At 59.0% G+C, this 15,333-nt stretch carries 6 protein-coding genes; 4 read left to right on the top strand and 2 right to left on the bottom strand.

The annotated features are described in order from the left end of the window. The first annotated feature begins 109 nt into the window (after positions 1-109). From cra to ACRCYW_RS14850, 4 genes are all read left to right on the top strand, one after another. The gene (gene cra, locus ACRCYW_RS14865) at positions 110-1,117 is read left to right on the top strand and encodes a catabolite repressor/activator (RefSeq protein ID WP_438550834.1); all 1,008 of its coding nucleotides are present in this window, start codon (positions 110-112) and stop codon (positions 1,115-1,117) included. A gap of 307 nt (positions 1,118-1,424) precedes the next feature. Further along, a complete protein-coding gene (locus tag ACRCYW_RS14860; protein ID WP_438550833.1) occupies positions 1,425-2,618 on the top strand; it encodes an aromatic amino acid transport family protein in 1,194 nt (397 codons plus the stop codon). Between the two features lie 226 nt (positions 2,619-2,844). Further along, on the top strand, positions 2,845-3,249 hold the full coding sequence (locus ACRCYW_RS14855; RefSeq protein ID WP_438550832.1) for an MbcA/ParS/Xre antitoxin family protein: 405 nt from the start codon (positions 2,845-2,847) through the stop codon (positions 3,247-3,249). Continuing rightward, positions 3,249-3,941 (top strand): RES family NAD+ phosphorylase, encoded by a 693-nt coding sequence (locus ACRCYW_RS14850; RefSeq protein ID WP_438550831.1) that lies wholly within the window; start codon positions 3,249-3,251, stop codon positions 3,939-3,941. The genes ACRCYW_RS14855 and ACRCYW_RS14850 overlap by 1 nt, the downstream gene beginning before the upstream one ends. A 313-nt stretch (positions 3,942-4,254) precedes the next feature. Here the strand turns inward: ACRCYW_RS14850 and ACRCYW_RS14845 are convergent, their stop codons facing one another. Next, positions 4,255-4,512: a hypothetical protein gene (locus ACRCYW_RS14845; RefSeq protein WP_438550830.1), complete on the bottom strand. Its 258-nt coding sequence runs from the start codon at positions 4,510-4,512 to the stop codon at positions 4,255-4,257. Further along, a complete protein-coding gene (locus tag ACRCYW_RS14840) occupies positions 4,499-15,136 on the bottom strand; it encodes a hemagglutinin repeat-containing protein (RefSeq protein WP_438550829.1) in 10,638 nt (3,545 codons plus the stop codon). Before ACRCYW_RS14840 ends, ACRCYW_RS14845 begins: the two co-directional genes overlap by 14 nt. Positions 15,137-15,333 lie beyond the last annotated feature (197 nt).

Genomic DNA, 15,333 nt, shown 5'->3' with positions numbered 1-15,333 from the left:
ATTGATCAAGTGCCCGCAGAGAGTGCTTTTCAATGATATGATCCCGCGCACACTTTTCGGTGCCCCTGCCTCGGGCAGTCGCGGGCCTTGTAACTCAAACAGAGCCAATATGATGAAACTGGATGAAATCGCCGCCCTGGCTGGCGTCTCGCGCACCACCGCCAGCTATGTGATCAACGGCAAGGCCGATCAATACCGCATCAGCCAGGCCACCCGCGACAAGGTGATGGCGGTGGTCAATGCCCACAACTATCAACCGGACAGCCGCGCCGCCTCCCTGCGCGGCGGCCAGACCAGGACGCTCGGTTTCATCCTGCCGGATCTGGAGAACGCCAGTTATGCCAAGCTCGCCAAGCGGCTCGAGCAAGGGGCTCGAGCTCAGGGTTACCAGTTGCTGATCGTCTGCTCGGAGGATGAGCCGGATACCGAGAAGGAGCTGGCCCGCATGCTGGTCAGCCGCCACGTGGATGCGCTGCTGGTGGCGAGCTGCCTGCCGCCGGCAGATCCCTTCTATTTGCAGCAGCAGGCCCAAGGGGTGCAGATCCTGGCCATCGACCGGGCCATGGACGCCGCCCACTTCATCACGGTGGCGAGCGAGAACCAGAAGGCGAGCTGCGATCTCACCGCCTCCCTGCTCGGCCCGACCATCCGCCATGTGGCGCTGATCACCGCCCTGCCGGATCTCACGATCAGCCGGGAGCGCAAGGCGGGCTTCGAGCAGGCGCTGGCAGGCTACGACGGTGCCCGGCTCTCGGCCCACCTCTGCGAGGGGGATCACTTCTCCCGGCTGGAGGGGTACCGGTTGATCAAGGCGCTCCATCAACGGCTCGGCCAGCTGCCCGAGGCGCTGGTCGCCACCTCCTACATCCTGATGGAGGGGGTGCTCGATTATTTGCTGGAAACAGAGCTGGAGCAGGAGAGCGACATGAGCCGGCTCGCCATGGCCACCTTTGGCGACGACAGGCTGCTCGACTTCCTCCCCTTCGGCATCAACTCCCTGCCCCAGCAGCACGACGCCCTCGCCAGCCAGGCGCTGGAGCTCGCCCTCAAGGCGATCGGCGGTGAATACCAGAGCGGCCAGCACCTCATCAGCCGCACCCTCAAACGCCGTCGCTAATCGTGCCTGATGGTGAAGAGCGGCCCACCGCCCTTCACCATCGACCATGCCCTCCTTCTTTCTCCCGCTCGCTCACCTCGCCTGCCGTCAGCTTTTGTTTCCACTCTTTCGCCGTCATCAGAACAAGATCCAGCCGTTATAGCTTGTTTACGATATTTTTATCCGTTAACTTGGCAACCCTCTTTTACAATCGACAGGTCTTTTGTACAGATGCAGCCATTCCGATATCCCTAGCCTCCGGTCTCGATCCCGGAGGCGCCTCCCGCTCCTGCCCCTGGCACCCTTTCTCTGAATTCGGATGGACATCATGAACACCAAGACCCTGGGTTGTACCCTGCTCATCGCCGGCACCACGATCGGCGCCGGCATGCTGGCCCTGCCGCTGGCTTCCTCCTCCCTCGGCGGCCCCGCCACCCTGCTGCTGATGGTCGGGCTCTGGGCCCTGATGGCCTTCACCGCCATGCTGCAGGTGGAGGCCAGCCTCAATACCGGCAAGTGGTACCTGCACCAGCTCGCGGATCACCTGCTCGGCCCCTGGGGCAAGCGCGTCGCCTCCTTCTGCATCCTGATGCTGTTCTACGCCCTCGCCTCCGCCTACATCAGCGGCGGCAGCAGCCTGCTGGTGCAGGCCCTGACCGACGCCGGCATGACCGTCAGCCAGGAGCAGGCCGCCTGGGCCTTCACCCTGCTGTTCGGCGGCATGGTCTGCGTCGGCACCAAACAGGTGGATTACCTCAATCGGCTGATGTTCACCGTGAAACTGGTGATCATGGTAGGGGTGCTGGCGCTGCTGCTGCCCCGCGCCGAGGGCCAGCACCTGCTCTCCATGCCCCTCGGCCAGGGACTGCTGCTGGCGGGCCTGCCGGTCATCTTCACCTCCTTCGGCTTCCACGGCTCCATCCCGAGCGTGATGCTCTACCTCGGCGACTGCCCCAAGCGACTGCGCCGGGTCTTCGTGTGGGGCTCCGCCCTGCCTCTCATCCTCTACGTGCTGTGGCAGGTCGCCATCCTGGGCCTGCTCGGTCAAGAGAGCCTGATCCAGACCGGCGGGGCGCTGGACAGCCTGCTCGCCAACGTCGGCAACCTGGTCAGCTGGCCGGCTTTCAATCAGGCGATGCACCTGTTTGCAGACCTGGCGCTCGCCACCTCCTTCCTCGGGGTGACGCTCGGCCTGTTCGACTTCATGGCCAAGGTGACCCGCCGCAAGGACAACGCCAGCGGCCGCGTGCAAACAGGCATGATCACCTTTGTGCCGCCCCTGCTATTTGCCCTCTACTTCCCGCAGGGCTTCATCATGGCGCTGGGCTACGCCGCCATTGCGCTGGCGGTGCTGGCGGTGCTGCTGCCGGTGGCCCTGGTGTGGCAGAGCCGCAAACGGGCCGAGGCGCACCACTACCGCGCCCCGGGTGGCGTGCTGGCCCTGGGTCTGGCCGGCGCCATGGGGGTGCTGATTGTCGGCGTTCAGGTCAGCGTGAGCCTCGGCTTCCTGCCCGCGCTCTGATAGCCATAGGTTGTTGAAGACAAAGCCCCGCCCCATTGGCGGGGCTTTTTATTGGTCCCCTTTCTGATCCCAGCCATAGACCGGCCAATAGATCCATCCATAGCAACAATGAACATATGCGTGCGATTTTGTATACATATGTACATATATACACAACTCTTCTACACTGATAGCCAAGCGATAGTCGTATCCGTGCCCGCTTCGGCACAGAGATTCAGGAGGCATCATGGTCGCAATAGCACAGATATCCCGGCAAGAGAACGCCATCGATCCCAGCAAGGCGCTGCCAGTGGTGTTTCGCATCCTGGATAAATGGCAGTGCAGCACAGATGAACAGCTGACCCTGCTTGGCATCTCGTCCCGTTCAACTTTGAACAAGTACAAGGAATCGAGCGGTGGCATACGTCTGGGGGTCGATCTGCAGGAGCGGATGAGCTACATCCTCAACATCCACAAGAGCCTGCGACTGCTGTTCAGCCTCGATGAGAGCATCTACGGCTGGGTGCGCAAACCCAACAGCCACCCCTTCTTCGCCGGGCGCAGCGCCATGGACGTCATGCAGGGAGGGCGCGTGGCCGATCTCTATGAGGTCGCGACCCGCTTGCACGCCTGGCGTGGGGGCCAAGCCTGATGACATCCGCCCCGCCCTTAAGCGAGTTGGACGATCAACACGCCTTTCGCATCATCCCGAGCCGCTATCCCCCCATCTGCCTCTATGAGGACGTGGCCAACGCCGACGAGCTGGAGGCGGTCTGGGCCGTCGAGGCCCTCACCAACGACAGATTGCGAGAGGAAGCCGGAGATCTTGGCCGGGTGCCAAAGGCGGACTGGTTGGTAGGGTTGGCCGGTGGCAGCTATGTGATGGCGACCTTCACTCACCTCAATCCCGAGGGGGCCCGCTTCACCACGGGGGATTTTGGCGGCTACTACTGCGCCCCCGTCCTCGATACCGCGGTGAAAGAGACCGTCTATCACCAGGAGCGCGTCTTCGGCTACACCCAGGAACCGGCCCAGAAGCTGCAGATGCGGGTGCTCCACACCGAGTTTTGCGCTCGCCTCGTCGATATCCGGGGGGATGGTTATCTCGCCTCCCCCCTCTATCACGCCACCGACTACGGCCACTCCCAGGAGTTTGCCCGGGAGCAGCAGACCCAGGGCCAGGATGGCATCCACTACCGCTCGGTGCGCCACAGCGGCCACGACTGCTACGTGCTCTACCGCCCCCGCCTCATCACCAAGATCCATCAGACCCAGCATCTGGAATACCACTGGAACGGCAGCGCCATCGCCAATGTGCTCGAGATAAGGCTCTATGGGGAATAATCACATCCCCGATAAGACAAAACCCCACCAGACTGGCGGGACCCTATCAAAAAGATGTGTTCCAATATGCCTAATTAATATCGCTGATACCAACGCCGTACCAACAGCGGCCATTGGAGCAATGCCGCCCAGTGCTCGGGCACTTCCCGCTCGAGCCAACCCTACGCCGGCTCGGCATCCACTTTCAGGACCAGGTGGGAGTCTGCTTGAACGACCCGCTTGCCAGCAGAGCTGGTGGACAATATAAACACCGGCTAAAGGCCGGTGTTTTATGATAGGCAGATCTTCGCAAATACCCGATTACGCTTCGAACCTACGGGTCTTGGTTTTTCTGTTCCTGTTTCTCTAATAGCTTGTCTTTGATCCAAAGACCAATACCAAATACAGCCCCTCCTGCGATGCCTTGTCTTAGAGAACCATAAAGGAACTCATGCCAATTAAAAATGAAAATCCCTATTTTGAAATACACTATTACCGATGAAATAAAATAACCCAGAGGCCCTGCTGCAATCATAAATAAGGAACAAATAAAAACCAGTTTAATTAGACTGCGCAGATCAATTTTCTTCATTATGGTTATCCGTACCTTTGAGCATTTCTTCGGTATACTTGCTTGTTTTTTCACCTATATATGAGCCAAGAACAGACCCTGATAACTCAGCAGTACTTTCCTTGGTGACTTTGGATAGCCCTACTTTTATTAGCGGCCCACCCAAACCTCCAACTACAGTACCTGCCCCTGCGCCTATTACGGAGTTTGTTGGATCTTCCCCCTTGATCAAGCTACCCAATGCTGCACCACCAGCATTAATTCCAATTGATGGCAACATTCCTTTACCTGTTGTTGCCGCTGAAGTAACTCCAGCAACCATAACATCTATGTAGTCAAAGTTCTTGTTCCCAGCCAATTGCACGGCTGTGTTGACACCAGCACCAATTGCAGCATTCGTTAACATTCCAGTTTTAATTGAATTTCCTAGCGGACCTAACCCATATAAGATCACCGGATCACCTATACTGGCATTGGATGTATGATACCTCCACTCAGTCATTGTGCTTTTGGCAATGTTTTGTGCTTCTCTATTCGGGGCAGACTTCAATCCATTATCACCTCGTAGCATACCATCAACCAGCGTTTGGATTTGTTCATCAGTTTTGGTAGCTTGCATTTCTGATGCATATATTTTCAAATAGCTGGTCAGCTCTGCTATCTCTGTGGCTGTCATTGATTTTTGATCGATAACATATTTAGCCAAAAGAGCTTCGCTACGTCGATCTGCATTTTCCAGTGCTAAAAACTCTCTCGCTGTCGTCAAAGAGCGGTCACCAGATAGCACTTTGTCTGCCAAAACATCGCGCCTTTCAGATGATTTACTACTCAAGAAGTTATTCTCCACCACCGTCTTGCCGGTCTGAGCGCCTGCCAGCACATCGGTACCATCAGCGCCGGTCAAGCCACCGGCCAAACCGGCGGAGAGGGTGGCCAGAGTCGAGACGGTCTCCTTCTCTCCTTCGGTCAGTTGGCTGGCATCTTTGTGGTAGAGTTCAGTCGCCAACATGCCGACCAACTCGCCGGTGGCGGCGCCGGTAGCGCTGACCATGGCATTCTTGTTCTGGGCGGCGGCCAGGGCTCCCTGAACCAGGGCATGGGCCATCACCCTGGATGGACCCTCCGGGGTTTGCTGTTTAATCAACTGAGCCAGATAAGGGGCCGCGGCACCGGCAGCGGCCTGAGTGATATCCCCGCCGGCCAGTCCTTGCAGGGCGGCTGTCGCCGCCTGCATGCCCCGCTGGAAGTCACTGCCGACCCCCCATTTTGCTTGGAGCTCCTTGTACTCCTTGCTCTGGGCATACTTGGGATCCTTCTTGGCCTGCTCGTTTGCCTCCCCCAGATATTTGGTCACCACCAACTGGGTCGCCTGCTGCCCGACTTCGCCGATCATCTGGGCCTCCTGCATCCTCTCCAGCTCTTTCTGCTTGTCGAAGATGGGTGAAAGGCCGTTGGCCGCCTGGGTCGGATCCCGGTGCAGAGTCACTAGATCCTGCTGCTGCGCCTCTTCGTTACGGATCTCTATCTGACCCGCGCTGATGGATGCATGAGTGGTCGAGCTGGCACTGCCGCTACTGTTGCCCCCCCCCAGCATGGCGGCGGCTGTCATTGCGCCTTTACCTGAGAATCCCTCCTCCTTGGATCCACCACTGCTACTGATGCCTATGCTCTGGCTTTCGACCTTGTAATCGGCGCGGTTGACCAAGTCGCTCCAGCCCAGCGTGCCGGTAGAGAGCCGGTTCTTGCTATCGTCCTCACTGCCCGCCAGCACGGCACCATTGAGCTGGGTATGCTCACCGACCCGGATATCGAAGCCTTGCTTGCCGGCAAAGACCCCGGTCTGTTCCACCACGCTCTCGAAGTCGCTATTAATCTTCTGACGACTGGCATTGATGTAGCCAGAGCCTGACATGGAGCCAAAGGTGAAGCTGCCTCCCGCTGCTATGCTGCTCTGCTTGCTCTGGTAGTGATCGTTATCCTGCTGACTGGTGAGGGTCAGGTTGCGGCCTATATCGGCACTGACCTTGTCGCCGCTGACCATGGCCCCGAGCAGGGTTGCATCACGGCCCGAGGTAAGTGTCAGCGCATTGCCGGCGGTGACATTGGTTTCGGTATAGCGATCCGAATCGCCATTCTCCTTGCCCTTGGCGGCATTCATATTGGCAAAGATGCTGATCCCGAAGCTGCCTTGGGACACCCCGATACTGAGCCCCACATTCCAGCCGCTGCTATGGTTGCTGCCCTTGCTATCGCTGCTGTTGACTGCCGATTGCAACACCAGATCACGGGCCGCGCCCAGGGTCACGTTCTGCCCCTTGACGCTACTGCCTGTCATCAGGAGGTCACCCGAGGTATTGGCTGCATCCCCTTTCGCAACTATGGTCACATCACCGCCTGCGTTGATCTCTGAGGTGAAGGCATTGCTCTCACTGCTCTGGCTGCTCGAGTGGCTGCGCTGGTTACCCACCGAAATGGCGATGCCAACGAAGGAGGCGTCAGGCACTCCGCCGGGGCCTCCCGAGCTGGATTGCAATGCCTCCCAGGCCTGGTAACCACTCATCGCCGCCTTGGTGCCTTGCAGGGCGACCAGACGATCGTTGCTGCTCTCCTTGCTGGTCTTGGCGGTATCATAGGCAGCCTGTACGGCGGTGACGGCCCCCCCGGTCAAGGCCAGGGTCAGACCAGATTTCTGGCTCTTGAACTCCTCCTTGCGCGTGATGATCTGCTGCTCGGACAGGATGGCGACATCCTTGCCCGTCATCAGGATATCCTTGCCGGCGATGACATCGCTGCCTGTCACCACCAGTTGATTGCCCGCCTGCAGGGTAACATTTCCCTGCACGCTGCCGACGCTGGAGCCCTCTTTGGCCAGAGTGGTGCCCATCATGTCGCTGCTTTGCTGCTGCTTGCCGATGGTGACCGCCAGACCGCCGCCGCCCATCAGGCCGGAGCGTTTGGTCTCGCTGAAGTGCATCTCGCGGCTCAGCAGATCGACAGCGGAAATATTCAGATCGCGGCCCGCCAGCAAGGTAGCACCGAGATCCCCGATCACATTGCTTCCCTTGATATCCATATCCTGCTGCGCCTTGAGCAACACATACTGGCCACCCAGATCGCTGGCCTGGGCGGCATGCTGCTCGACGATGTCATGGGTGGTGGTGGTCTTCTTGCTGAACGCCTTTTTCTTGGTCTCCTTGGTATAAGACTCACGGTAGTCGGTGGTCTCACCGGACTCGACCAGAAGATCTCGCCCAGCAGTGGCCGATAGCTGCTCTGTCGCCTGTACGCTGGCGGCGCGCAGGCTGAGATCCCCGCCCGAACGCAGCGCTATGTTGCTGGCGGTCAGGTTGACCCCCACCTCTTCACTCTGACGTTCGATGTCATAGCCATTGCGGCGAGTGGTATGCAAGGAGGCTTGGTTATCCGCGGTTTTCAAACTGAGTTCGTTGCCAGCCTGCAACAGTGCATCCCCTTTCGCCGTGAGGGAGGTGGCACTGATATTCAGATCCCTGTCTGCCGAGAGGGCCAATGAACGACCCGCATCCAGGCTGCTCATCAGCTGCTCGACCCGGGTGAAGCGGTTCTGGCCCTCTTCCCACTTGCTTCGATCTTCCAGGCTGCCAATGATGATATCCCGCCCTGCCGACAGAGACATGTCGAGGCCCGCGAGGAGATTGCTGGCCGACAAGGAGATATCCTGCCCGGCCTGCAGCAAGAGGTTGCCGGTTGACTCGATACGGGCGATGTCCCCCACGTCAGTACGGCTGAAGCGGGTCTGATCGGTGAGTTCGCTCGACAGCACGCCGTTGACATCCACATGACGCTGAGCAGTCTGGGTTTCGTTGCGAACCGAGCCGTCCAGCGAGGCAATGGCGACATCTCCCCCCTTGATGAGGTTCTGATTAAGGATGTCTCCCTTGGCGATCAGCTCGAGACGCCCACCGGCCTGGATCTGGCCCTGGTTGACCAGGGTGCTGCCGCTCTTGAGGGATAGGGTGCCATCGGCCAGCAGGGTACCGCTGTTGTTGATGCCCCCCGCAGTCAGATCGATATTGGCGGCAGTGATGACACTACCGGAGAGGTGGCGTTTGTCGGCTTCGGTCAGGTAGAGCTTGGGGGCGAGCACTATCTTGCCCTGATACCAGACTGGCTCCCACCACACCATGCTGCGGCCGAGTTGGGCCACCTGCTCGGCGCTCAAGGCAACCCCTGGAGAGAGCCCAAGCTCACGCTGGTTCCTGGCCGCGTTGTCGATCAGAGCCTTCATCTGAGCCAGATCAGACCCCATCTCGTTGTTGATGAAGCGCCGACCGGTCTGGGCCAATACCGCATCACGGATAACGCGGGTATCAAAAGCCGCATCCCCGAGCAGCTTGATGTCTTTCTCCGGGGTGAAGTTCACCTGATCGAAGAAGTAATTGGAACCAAGGAACTGGTCGACCTGGGTCAGAACCGGACTGGTTTCAACCACTGGAGCCGTTACCACGGCTGGCACGGGCTGGTTGTTTATCTGCACGGCGCCTGGCGTCGTCACCGTCACGCCGCTGACGGGTTGACCCTGCCAGCCATTTTGCAGACTCTGTTGCCATTGGCCGGCGACTTGTCCCCCTCCTCCGCTGACTTGTGGCCCACTACCAGTATGGGTGAATCCATCCTGCAGGCTTTGCTCCCATTGACCGGCTGCCCCCGAATGTCCACCCGAAATGTGCGGCCCCTGCCCACTGGGATTGAAGCCCTGTTGCAAGCTCTGTTGCCATTGTCCTGAGACACCGGTCGTGCCAGACCCGACCTGAGGACCCTGTACATTGGAATCAAAGCCTGGTTGCAAACTCTGCTGCCATTGCTGAGAGACGGTGGCATGGCCATTGTTGACTGGCTTGACGCCATTCAAGCCTTGGAAATCGGGGGATACAGCTTCGCCAATCACACGCCCAGGCAACGACCAGTTCGCGTTCTGACCATTAGCCTGGGTGATACCGCCATTGCCAGAAATGCTATCGAAGGAGAGTTGCCCAGCACCCTGCAACTGCTGCTGGAGAGCTGCATCGATACGATCCATCATGCCGTTGCCGGATTGCCCCAGGTTGGCCAGCAGAGGATTGACCTCGATCAGATAAGGACTGTCACCGCTGTCATTGATGGTAAAGAGACCCTTGTCTCCCGAGGGCAACTGGAAGTCCGGCATCGGTACCCCGTTATCGGGGCCGACCGGCTTGAGTACCTGTGAAAGATATTGGGCATCACCCTGCACTCCAGGGGCCGTACCTGCGCCCTGAGCTTGAGGCAATGACATACCGGGACGTTGGGTGGTGCTGCTGACCGGGCCAGCATTGGCTTTGATAGTGACGTTATCTACCATTCCGGCAACGGTGCCGGTTAGATTGCCACCGGCGGAGATGAGGCTATTGAACGTCCTGCCAGCTTCAAGCTGGACCTCATTGACAGCACGTAACACATAAGTCGCTGCCAGAGATGCCTTTGGGGCACCAGGATCGCTGGGGCCAGAGCCGCGCCCCCCCCCCACCACCTTACGCAGACCGAATCCATCAGCAGGACCATATTCCAACTGAAGCTCAACTTTTCCCTCTGATAGAGACTCATTTTTTACGTCGCCGGACTGAATGGTAATATTGCCACCGGCAGTGATATTCGAGTAAACGTTATTAAGATGCGTCGACGCCAATTGTAGATGTTGACCCGCGGTAATTTGACCTTCTGCGGAAGCTTCCGACACTCGAATCTCGGCACCAGTGACCGCTTCTGCCACTGTACGTGAGTAGTTTGCCCAAATAGTATATTGATCATCATGATCAGCAGCACCGCCCCTAACAGAAACAGACAGTGTTGGCATGACGACCTTGGTCTGCGATGGTTGAGCACTCTCACCTCCCAGGCGACTCACCACAAACTTGGCTCGTTGGTTAAGAATGTCATTAGCCGTCAGCATCAAACTTCCGCTAACTTCTATGGTTCCTGATGAGTTAGTTATGCTTCCATTGTTAACTCGAATATTCGCATCTCGTTCAGCCAAAATAGTGCCATATTCATTGGCCAAATTACTGTTGGCCGTTAGATTCTGGGTGCCACCACTATAGATAGTCCCTCGGTTATAAAGGGAGTCACCTTGCCACCCCATATTTCCGTTGCTGGCCATCAGCCCGGTATTGCGCAGCTCACCCTGGGTATTCAGAGTCAGACCCTGACTGGACTGGACGCTGCCATTGTTCTCCAGTCGCTGGGCGCTAAGTTGCATCACGCCGTTGCTCACCAGAGCCCCGCTATTGATGAGCTGACCGGTGGCGCCCGCATTAAAACGTTGACCAGCCCCCCACTGACCCTGATGTTGCCAGTTGCCTTGCACCTGCAAGTCCAGTATGCCCTTGGCACTCAGGGTCCCCTGACTATTGAGCGATGAACCTACCTTGAGGGAGAGATCGCCACCGGACAGCCATTCACCTATGCCTGTTACCTGGTTTGCCTCCAATGTGGCCTTCTGCCCCGCCAGGATCTTGCCGGGCGCATGGATGTCGGCACTGCGCAGGGTCAGCTGCTGCCCAAACAGGGTGCCGGTATTGACCAGACGTGCAAGTGGCGAGGCCTCCAGCCAGTTGGCGCTGACGAGGCCCGAATTGCTGAACTGATTTCCCTTGAGGACCAACCGATTGCCGGATGAGAGCTCGCCGGCATTGCTCAGCGTGGTAGCAGAGATATCTCCCTGGTTCTGTGCTCGCAGCACGGCACCCTGCTGATTGTCGAGGGACTGTGTCTCAAGGCGCACAGAGCCCCCTTGTACGCGCCCACGGTTCTGAACCCCGGCATTGATGATGGCCAGATTATTGGCGAGTAACGCCCCCCGGTTATCGAGTTGAGCATTCGTGATGGTGAGGCCATCCCCTTGCAAGGTTCCCCGGTTATCCAGTCGGGCGCCACTCAAACTCCCTTGACCGGCAACCAGCATGATGCCGTCGTTTTGCAGCTCGCCGCGGCTCTGCAGGCTGCCAGCCTCAATACGGCCTTGCTGGTCGATGCGAGCCACCCCCAGAGTCAGTTCACCGCCACTGAGCAGATTACCCAACTGGCTTAGCTGGGAGGTGGTGGTGAGATTTACATTGCCCTTGGAGGCCAAGGTTCCTTTGAGAGTCAGTGAAGGCGCGGAGAGAAGGATGCCCCCATCGGCCTGTACCGTGCCCGCAAGTACCGAATTCTCGGTGAATGTGGCATTCAAGGTGCCGTTGGCGCGGGTCTTGCCGCTCTGTTGCCAGCTGCCGCTGCGCAGTCCGAGATCGGTCCCTGCCAGCAGATCCCCCTGCTGTTCAAAGCGGCTGCCCTTGATCTGCATCGCTCGCTCGGACTGCCAGAGCCCCTGTTGAGTCAGCTGCTTGCCTTCGACCGACAAGTTACCGCCAGATACCAGCTGGCTGCCACTCTTGCTGCCCAGATCGCCGCGGCTCAGCAGCGTTAGATCGCCGCCGCTTATCAATGAACCGTTTAACGTGACTGTATCCGCCTGGATATCGGTCACGCCGAGGATACGCCATGGACCCTGTTGTTGCAGTTGGCCGGTGCGCAGCGTCAGAGTGCCGTTGCTACCCAGAGTGCCCGCCCCTTGCCAGCTCGCACTGTTCAAAACGAGATTGCCGCCTTGCAACTGCCCGCCATGCTGAACCGCACCCCGGGCGTTAACCACCAGATTACCCTGGCTGTTGAGGCTGCCTCCTGTCGTCAGGCTGTTCGTATCGAGAGCGACAGTTCCCCCCTGCAAGGCGCCATCCAAGGTCAAGGTCTCGCCTTCTAGTCGCAGCGCCCCATCCGTGACAATCGTGCCACTGTGGTTGAAGCGTTGCCCCTGCCAACTCAGATCATCCGCGGCGGAGAGCATGCCGGCGCTGCTGACATCAGCCCCCTTGAGTGCCAACCGGCCGTTAGTGGCCGTGGTGCTGCCGCTCTCAAGAATGATCTCGTCGGCAGTCAGGGACATATCCTGGTTGGCCAACAACTTGCCACGGCTATTGAGGTGCTCCGCCGTCAGGGTCATTGCGCTACCAGATTGCAGCGTACCGCTGTTGTCCAATTCATCCAGCGTCAGGTTCTGCGCCAAGCCACTGACCCAGTGCCCGCTATTGAGCAGACGAGTTGCCGTCAGCGTGATGCCCTGATCGGATTGCCAATGGCCACGATTGATCAGATCGCCAGTTTTCAAGGCCAGCGCACCCTTGCTGACCAACGCACCACCGTTGTCGATATGACCGGCTTCCAGCGCAAGCGTCTCGCTCGAGATCTTGCCTTCGTTACGCAGGGTATCCGCCACCTGCAATGCCAGGCTCCCCCCGCTGGCCAGCACACCCTGCTGGGTCAAGGCTGTCGCCAGGATTCTCTGCTGCTGGCCAGCCACTATGCTGCCCTGCAATGTCATCTGGTCGGCTTTTAGCTGCTGCTTTTCCTTGGCCAGCAAGCTGCTTGCCTTGCCTGTAGTCAGGGTGCCGGCTTCCAGTGTCTGGCGATCCCCTTTGAGGGTCCCCTCCAGAGAGATCTGAGTGCCACTGAGTTCAGCTTCGCGGGCGACGGTTGTCCCTCCCATGGCCAGATGCTGACCACTCCATTGCAGACGATCGGCCACGACATTGCCTGCCAGCGTTGCCTGACCCGCAGTCAGTGTGAGTTGGTTTTTGGCCTGGGTGAGACCACCCAGGGTCAAGGCGTCGGCTCCCAGCACCAGATCGCCACTGCTTAGCATGTCTCCTTGGGAGTCCAGGGTTGTGGCGCTCAGATTGATGAGCTCCTTGCCAACCAGGACCCCATTATTCTCGAGGCGATCCGTGGCCACCATGGTCAAGCTATGCACCCCCACATCACCGCTGTTGATGAGGTGCTGGCCCGACAGGGTCGCTCCTTTGGCGATCAAGGCACCCAGGTTGTGCCATTGTTTCCCCTCCCAACCGAATTCCCCCAGACTCTCCATCCGCCCGCGGTTTGTCAGTTGGTCGAATGCCAGCTCCATGCTGGCCGCACGCAAAGCGCCGCTGTTGTTGAATTGGGCGCCTTCCATCTGCAGCGCACCATCACCGATCCACTGGCCGTGCTGCTGCACATCATCAACCTTGATGGACTGGTCGCCTGCACCGAGCCAAGAGCCTTCTTGCAACAGGCTCTTGCCGACCAGAGTGAGCGGCCCACCGGCCACCAGAGTCGCCCCCTGCTGGTTATGCACTGCTCCGACGTTAAAGTTCACCGCCTGTTCGCTCGCCAAACGCCCCTTGTTGACCAGGGAATCGGCCAACAGCAGCCATTGGCTGGCTTGCCAGTCCCCATCGAGCGTCAGTTGTTTGCCCGTGCTCTGCAGCAGGCCGCCAACGCGCCAGTTACCAGACCACTGCTGCTCATCCCCTGTCAGGGTCAAAGAGCCACCGATATCGGCATTCCCTCCCAGGGCCAGCAGGCTGGCACCAAGCTGGACAGCCCCCTGACTGGTGAAACGCCCGGTCAGGGTGGCGCTCTTCGCCGAAAGATCGACTCCCAGTTTGCCTTGCAGCAATCCACCGTTTTTCAGCTCTTTGCTGGTCAGGGAGAGTTGGCTACCCGCGAGGCTCCCCTGGTTGGTCAGGCGATCCTCGGCCTCGATGCTGTGCTTGCCACCGGCAATGAGGGTTCCATCGTTATCGAGAGTACGAGTAGTCAGAGTCAGATCCTTGCCTGCCTGCAACCACCCCTTATTGGTCAGCAGATCGCTCTGCCAGCTAAAGCCATCTGCAATGAGGTGCTGGCCACTGCTCAGACCCTCACGACTTTGCAACTCAGCCGTCCTGGCTTGTGTCGAGCCACCCAGCTGCAGCTTGTCGGCCTTAATACTGAGATCCAGGGTTGTGCTCAGCGTGCCAAGCTGGGCATAGTTGTCCGCGGTAATGCCCACGTTCCCCTTGGCTGCCAAGGTTCCCGCCAGGTTCACCGTCTTACCGGCCAGCGATACCTGGCCACCTGCCTGCAACACGCCTTTGCCTTGCTGGGTCAGCCGTGTTCCACGCCAGACCAGTGCATCGTCCGCTGCCAGTGATCCCAGTTGATCCCACTGATCTGCTTCGATGTCAGCCTGCTTGGCCAGCACTTTGCCGGTGCTGCGCAGGACTTCCGTCTTCACGTTGAGAGCCTCGCCCACCTCCAATTCACCGCCGAGATCGGCCTCTTTCGCCCCCAATTGCAGCGTGCCACCGACTTGCTGCACACCAGTCAGGCTTAACAGAGTGGCCCCCAGGGTCAGATCCGTACCGATGCGGGACTCGCCACCGAGCTGCAAGGTATCCCCCTGCAAGTGAGCGCCCTGAGTCGTCTCCAGCACCCCATTCAGGGTCAACCGAGAGCCTGTCAAGGCCATATCACGGGCAAACAGTCCCCCTTGGCTGCTAAGCTCGGTAAAATCGAGCGCCATACGCCCCTGTGCCAGTGCCGTGTCCTTGTGGATCAGGGTATCTCCTGACAGGGTCAGATCGGCCCCCGCCTGCATCCAGCCATTACCTTCAAGCTGCGTGCTTTGCCATACCAGATTGTCTGATGCCAGCAATCGACCATGCTGATGACCACGGTCGCTGGTCAGTTGAACGGACTGCCCCTGAACCTGCCCCGCCAATGACAAGTCATCGGCCTTGATGACCATGGCCTGGCCGCTGACCAGAGCGCCGCTCTGGCTGACCTCTTTACCCTGGATGCTCAGTGCATTGCCGGCACCGATAGTGCCACCCAGCGTCAGTTGCTCACCCTCAAGCGTGACCCCCTGGTTCGCAATCAGTTCGCTGTGTTGACCCGTGGTCAGATGCTGACCCAGCCACTGTAGCCCTTCCCGACTGTGCAGCT

Source organism: Aeromonas sp. (genome assembly GCF_051657805.1).
Taxonomy (GTDB): domain Bacteria; phylum Pseudomonadota; class Gammaproteobacteria; order Enterobacterales; family Aeromonadaceae; genus Aeromonas.
The sequence above is the reverse complement of the archived record's forward strand: the minus strand, read 5'-3'. Positions and strand labels throughout refer to the sequence as shown.